At 74.0% G+C, this 5,866-nt stretch carries 4 protein-coding genes; 1 reads left to right on the plus strand and 3 read right to left on the minus strand.

Going from position 1 to position 5,866, the window contains the following annotated elements:
• Window positions 1-1,923 (minus strand): hypothetical protein (locus E1200_RS30450; protein ID WP_131955613.1); only part of this gene is annotated, 1,923 nt, incomplete at its 3' end.
• 216 nt (window positions 1,924-2,139) lie between these two features.
• Between E1200_RS30450 and E1200_RS30455 the strand changes: the two genes are divergently transcribed.
• Window positions 2,140-4,893 (plus strand): ATP-binding protein, encoded by a 2,754-nt coding sequence (locus tag E1200_RS30455; RefSeq protein ID WP_131955615.1) that lies wholly within the window; start codon window positions 2,140-2,142, stop codon window positions 4,891-4,893.
• On the opposite strand, the gene E1200_RS30460 is transcribed toward E1200_RS30455, so the two are convergent.
• Complete coding sequence (locus E1200_RS30460; RefSeq protein WP_131955617.1) at window positions 4,890-5,246, minus strand: hypothetical protein; 357 nt, start codon at window positions 5,244-5,246, stop codon at window positions 4,890-4,892. The two genes, E1200_RS30455 and E1200_RS30460, sit on opposite strands and share 4 nt — an antisense overlap.
• Window positions 5,247-5,347: 101 nt before the next feature.
• On the minus strand, window positions 5,348-5,866 hold a 519-nt coding region (locus E1200_RS30465; RefSeq protein WP_347813250.1), incomplete at its 5' end, for a nucleotide disphospho-sugar-binding domain-containing protein.

Here is a 5,866-nt window from a genome sequence, read left to right on the forward strand (position 1 = left end):
GTCCGGGAGGGGACCGGTGGTCACGCGGTCCAGGGTGATGATGGACGGGTCGCACTCGACGGGCGTGACGGTGCGGCCGCCGCCGGGGGCGGACACGACCAGCAGCAGCGCGTGGTCCGGGAGGTGCTGGAGGGTGACGGGTTCGACGGCGTACTCGTACACGCGCTGGGTGGTGTCGGCGTCGCTCCAGTTGGTGCCCTCGGCGAAGGAGTAGGCGGCCGACCAGTTCCGGGACGTCGAGGTCGCGGTCCCCCGGGTGTCGCTGGTGCTGCTGCCGCCGCCCCGGTTGCTGCCGCGCTGCGACGACGTGGAGCGGTCGGGGAACAGCCCGAACATCTCGCCGCCCGAGTAGCTGACACCGGACGAGCGGCTCGTCCCCCAGTTGCGGGACGTGCCCGTCGTACGGCTGGTGCTGTAGGTCTCCGAGTCGCCTTCGCCCTGCGTGTCGGTGGAGGTGTGGGACTCGTTCCCGCCGACGTTCTTCGTGATCTGCGACAGGACGAAGCGGTGGTCGCGCCCGATGAAGTCGGCGGCCCGCGCGGCGTCCTCGTGGTTGCCGAGCCGCATGAACGCCACGGCGCCGCCGCCGATCAGCTCTGCGGACGTGTCCCGCAGCCGCCGGAACAGCAGGGTCAGCGGGACGCCGCGCCGCTCGCACGCGTCCGACAGCCGTTCCAGGTGGCGGCGGGCCAGCTCGTCGGCACCGGCGATGACCAGCGCGGGCGTGGAGTCCCGGGAGGCGGTGATGCGGTGCGTGACCCACTGGACGATCAGGTCGGTGAGCAGTTCGGAGCGGACGTTGCGGGCCTGGCTGTCGAGCGCGATGCACGTCAGGTAGCCGACGCCGTCCTTCGAGGGCGCGGTGCCGAGGCTCTCCAGCGGGTGCACGTAGGACTCGATCCGCGACAGGTTCGCGTGGGCCTGGCGGCGGTACTCGACGGTGAACAGGTTGCCGGTGATGTGCCGCCGCTCCTCGCGGGTCAGCAGGTCGCCGTCGTCGGGTTCGCCCATGAGGGCGCGCAGGGCCGCGGCGATGCGGCCCAGGGTGACGTCGTCGCCGAGGGCTGCGCACACCTTGGTGAGGATGCGGTCGTCCATGCTGCGGTCCGCGCGCGCGGCGTCGGGTGTGCCGCCGTGCATGGATTCGACGATCGCGTCCACGAGGTCCTGTGGGGGCATGTCCGTCAGGAGGGTGGACGACGCCTGGCGGCTGGGCAGCAGTTGCGCGTCCACGCCCATCCAGGCGGCCTGGGCCAGTTCGACGAGTTCGCGGCTGACGATCTCGCGGGACAGGTCGAGGACCAGCAGCGGCTGGACGGCGAGTGTGGACGTCCCGTACGTGGTCAGCAGCGCCTCCCACGCCCAGAGGTTCCCGCCGAACACGTCCAGGCGGCGGCCGGGCCGCGGGGCGGCTCCCCATTCGGGTAAGGCGTCGAGCCGCGCGCGCTCCGCGGCGTCATGGGCCTGCTTACGCGCCTGCCATTGCCGCGCCTGCTCCTGGTAGGTGTCGCCGATCTGCTGCCGGGCCAGCTCGTACGCCTGGCGGGCGGCGTTGCGCTGCCGCACCGCCCACCAGGTCAGCGCCGTGCCCGGCGCGGCCACGACGGCGCCGAGCAGGAGCGACCCGACCGGGACGGCCGCGCCGGGGCCGCCCGCGGTGCAGGCGGCGAACAGCAGGAGGAGGGAGCCGATGCCCGCGCTCACCGGGAAGGTCCGGCTGAGGCGGCGCTGCGCGGCCTGCTCGGTCTCGCGGACGCGGCGCGCGAGGTAGTCCGGCAGGACCTGCTGCCGCGGCGGGGGCTCGGGGAACGGCCGCAGGAACCACCAGCGGTCACGGAACACCCAGCCGAGGCGGGGGTCGGGGCTGAAGAGCCGCTCGCGGCGCGACAGCAGTCCTGCAGGATCGACCGGTCGGCCCATCACGACGCTGAACCCCCGTCCTTCCCGGGTGCCGATTCGATCGTCACGCCCTGCGGGGTATGCGCGGCGATGTCCGAACCACCCAAGCAGATTGACACGGAACTTGTCAGGCCATCGGTCGCGAAAACGACCTTCCCAAGGGCGGCCTTGCTCAATAACCTGACTGGCCATGGCGGACGGCGGGGGCGGCGGCGTGCGGCCCGCTCGGGAGGGCTGACCATGTGGGACGTGGTGCGCGGCATGCCGGTCTGCCGCCTGCTGGAGGTTCCGCGGCGGGACGCGGCGGACGGGCGCGACGAGTGGCGCGACCAGCGGCTGGCCGCGCTGGTGTCGGCGTACCACGCGGGCGGGGAGGCGGTGCTGGTCGGCTGGCGGCGCACGCAGGCGTCCGGCCCCACGGAGGTGTTCGTCGGCGGTGAGGGGCTGCTCGCCGACCGCGCCGGGGACACCGCCACGCTCAGCCTCCCGGCGGGCGGGCGCGGCGTCCTGCTCCCGCAGGGCATCACCGAGGACTCGATGGCGCACTGGGTCGGCATCGGCGCGGTCGCGGACGGGCTGCTGGTGGACGACCTCCCCCGCGCGGACGGCCCGCAGGACGACCCCGCGCGCCCCTCGCTGGAGGACGGCCTGCTCTCGGTGTGGATGCAGCCGTTCGCCTGGATGCTGGTCGCCGAGCCGATGACGGGCCCGGAGACCGAGCGGCTGGCGGACGAGCTGGCCGACCGGCAGCAGCACGCCCAGTCGATGGCGGAGATGTCGCCGGAGTACTCGGTGACGGCCGTCCGGATGGAGCGGCGCCACCGCGAGGTGCGCCAGGCGGCCACATCCGGCCTGTGGCGGGTCCATCTGGTGGCGGGGGCGGCGACGCCGCGGGCCGCGGCGCGGGTCGCGGCGCTGGTGTCCGCGTCGGCCGATCTGAGCCGGCTGCCGTACGCGCTCGTCCCCTGCGCGGAGGGCCCGTTCGAGGCGAGCACGCAGCTGGTGGCGGCGCTGGCGCGGCCGCCCGTCCGGGAGGTCGCCGGGGTCCGCTTCGCGATGCGGCCCGAGTTCGACGTGACGCCCGAGTTCGACGCGGCGTCCGGGACGGCGGGCCCGAGCGTCCCGCTGGGGCGCGTCCTGGACCGCAACCGCCGCGAGGTCGGGCCGCTGGCGCTGCCGCTGTCCAGCCTGAACCGGCACACGTTCGTGTGCGGCGCGACCGGCGCCGGGAAGTCGCAGACCGTCCGGTCGCTGCTCACCGCCGCCTCCCACGCGGGGCTGCCGTGGCTGGTGGTCGAGCCGGCCAAGGCGGAGTACCGGCTGATGGCGGCGCGGCTGCCGGACGCGGAGGTCGTCGCGATCCGGCCCGGCGACGCGGACGCGATCGCCGCCGGCATCAACCCCCTCGAACCGGCGCGCGGCCCCGACGGGCGGCCGTTCCCGCTGCAGACCCACGCCGACCTCGTCCGCGCGCTGTTCCTCGCCGCGTTCGACGCCGACGAGCCGTTCCCGCAGGTGCTCGCCGCGGCGCTGACCCGCTGCTACGAGCGGCTCGGCTGGGACCTGGCGCTCGGCGAGCCGTCCCTTCCCGGGACGTCGCCCCGCTACCCGACCCTCGCGGACCTGCAGGCCACCGCCGAGCAGGTCGTGACCGACATCGGCTACGGGCAGGAGATCACCGACAACGTGCGCGGGTTCATCCGCGTCCGGCTGTCCAGCCTGCGGCTCGGCACGACCGGGCGGTTCTTCGAGGGCGGTCACCCGATCGACTTCGACAAGCTGCTGGCCCGCAACGTCGTCCTGGAGATCGAGGACGTCGGCGACGACCGCGACAAGGCGTTCCTGATGGGCACCGTCCTGGTGCGCCTGGTGGAGCACCTGCGGATGCGGCAGCGCCAGGGCGCCCCGGCGGGGCTGCGGCACCTGAGCGTGTTCGAGGAGGCGCACCGGCTGCTGCGCCGCAGCGAGGGCGCGGGGCCCGCGTCGCACGCCGTGGAGACGTTCGCGAGCCTGCTGGCGGAGATCCGCGCGTACGGGGAGGGGCTGGTCGTGGCGGAGCAGATCCCGTCGAAGCTGGTCCCGGACGTCATCAAGAACACCGCCGTCAAGATCGTCCACCGGCTGCCAGCGAAGGACGACCGGGACGCGGTCGGCGCCACGATGAACATCACCGACGACCAGTCGCAGTTCCTGGTCACGCTCACGCCCGGCGAGGGCGCCGTGTTCACCGACGGCATGGACTTCCCGCACCTGGTCCGCATGCCGGACGGCTCGCACCTGGAGAAGGCGGCGCCGGTCGCGTCCGCCCGCGTGCTGGTGAGCCCGCGGAGCGGCACGTGCGGGGCGGACTGCCGCGACTCCCCCTGCACGCTCCGCGACATGCGGGCGGCCCAGCGCGCGCTGGACGATCGTCCCGAACTCGTCCTCTGGGCCGAACTCGCCGCCGCCGCCCACCTGACCGGCTGGGGCACGCCCACCCTGCCGTCGTCCGTGGTGGACGAGCTGCCGGCGCGCCTTCGCGACTGCACGGTCTCCCACGCGGTGGACGCCGCCGTCGCGGCCCGCAGCGGCCCGGCGAGCCTGGCCGGCCATCTCGTTTCCGCTCTGCGAGGGCACCCGTGCGGAGCCGAGGAGAACGAGTTCTTCGCCGCGCCTTACCGCTGGTGCCTTGTCCTGGAGGAACTCCAGCAAGCGCATAAGGAGAACGCCGACGCCGGCAGGCATCCCCGGAGCGAAGAATGGGCCGCGTTCCATGGCCGCGTCATTCCCGGCGACACCCTTGCCGACCAGCTCGGCCACATCACCGCGTGGTGGAATCGGGACCAGCGCGACTCGGCGGCCCGCAACGCCGCCCTTTGGGGCTCCACCTCGGCGATCGAGACCGCCGTGGGCGCGCTACGCGGCGATGCCGATTGGCCGGACCGGCTCCGGGAGGCGGCGGCCCGCCTCCGGGCCCCCGCGGGGCTCCTGGACTCCTACGCCGCCGACGCCTAGTGCTGCTGGCCCCACTGCTGCCCGCCCTGCGACTGCGGCGCCTGCTGCGGCTGGGCCTGGTACTGCTGCTGGGCCTGCCCGTGCGGGTACCCCGGCGCCTGACCGGGCAGCGGAGGCGGCGGGGTCTTCGGACCGGACGTGAGCTGGAATCCGACCCCGGCGAGAATCAGCGCCAGCCCGGCGACGATGAAGTTGAGCATCGTCGCGAGCTGCAGCGAGACCTCGGACTTGTCCTCGTCGGCCTCGTCGAGTCTCGCTCCCGCGACGAGGGTCCCGAAGAGCGAGAAGCCGATCAGGAGGGCGCCGGCGACGCAGAGGACCACGAACACCGGGTTGAGCTTCTTCCCAGACATGGCCAGCACCTTACAGAGAATTCCACTCTCCCCCGGGCTGATCCTGACCCACGGAATGGCAGAAAACGGACGTAACGGCAATACCACGTCTCATGGGCCGGTCAGGTGAGCTTTTCCAGGCGGTCGGCGGCTTCGGCGGCGCCTCCGGCCGCGGATATGGAGGCCGCGACGCGCTCGGCGGCGGTGCGGTGCGGGGCGCCCTCGGCGAGGACGGTGGTGAGGGCCGTGCGGAGTTCGTCCGCGCGGGCTCGGGCATGGCGGACGGTGATGCCCGCCCCCGCGGCCTCGGCCTGCCCGGCGATCACCGGCTGGTCGTCCCGGACCGGCGCCACCACCAGCGGAAGGCCCTCGGCCAGCGAGGCGCAGACGGTGTCGTGGGCGCCGTCGCATACGACCGCGGAGACGCGCTCCAGCAGTTTGTGGCGCGGGACCTGCTCCCGGACGAGGACGTTCGGCGGCGGGTCGGGCAGCGCGCCCGGGTCCGTCTCGAAGACCGCCTGGACGTCCAGGCCGCGGACGGCCTCGGCCGCGACCCGGAAGAAGCGGTCGCGGGCCGGGCCGTCCGGTGCGCCGAGGGTGACGAGGACGGCGGGCCGGCCGTCCAGCTCGTCCCACGGGAA

The organism is Actinomadura sp. GC306 (genome assembly GCF_004348665.1).
Classification (GTDB): domain Bacteria; phylum Actinomycetota; class Actinomycetes; order Streptosporangiales; family Streptosporangiaceae; genus Spirillospora.

Excerpts from the sequence above, each read along its gene's own strand:
- E1200_RS30460 (WP_131955617.1), bottom strand. The coding sequence starts at position 5,246 with ATGTCTGGGAAGAAGCTCAACCCGGTGTTCGTGGTCCTCTGCGTCGCC.
- E1200_RS30455 (WP_131955615.1), top strand. The coding sequence starts at position 2,140 with ATGTGGGACGTGGTGCGCGGCATGCCGGTCTGCCGCCTGCTGGAGGTT.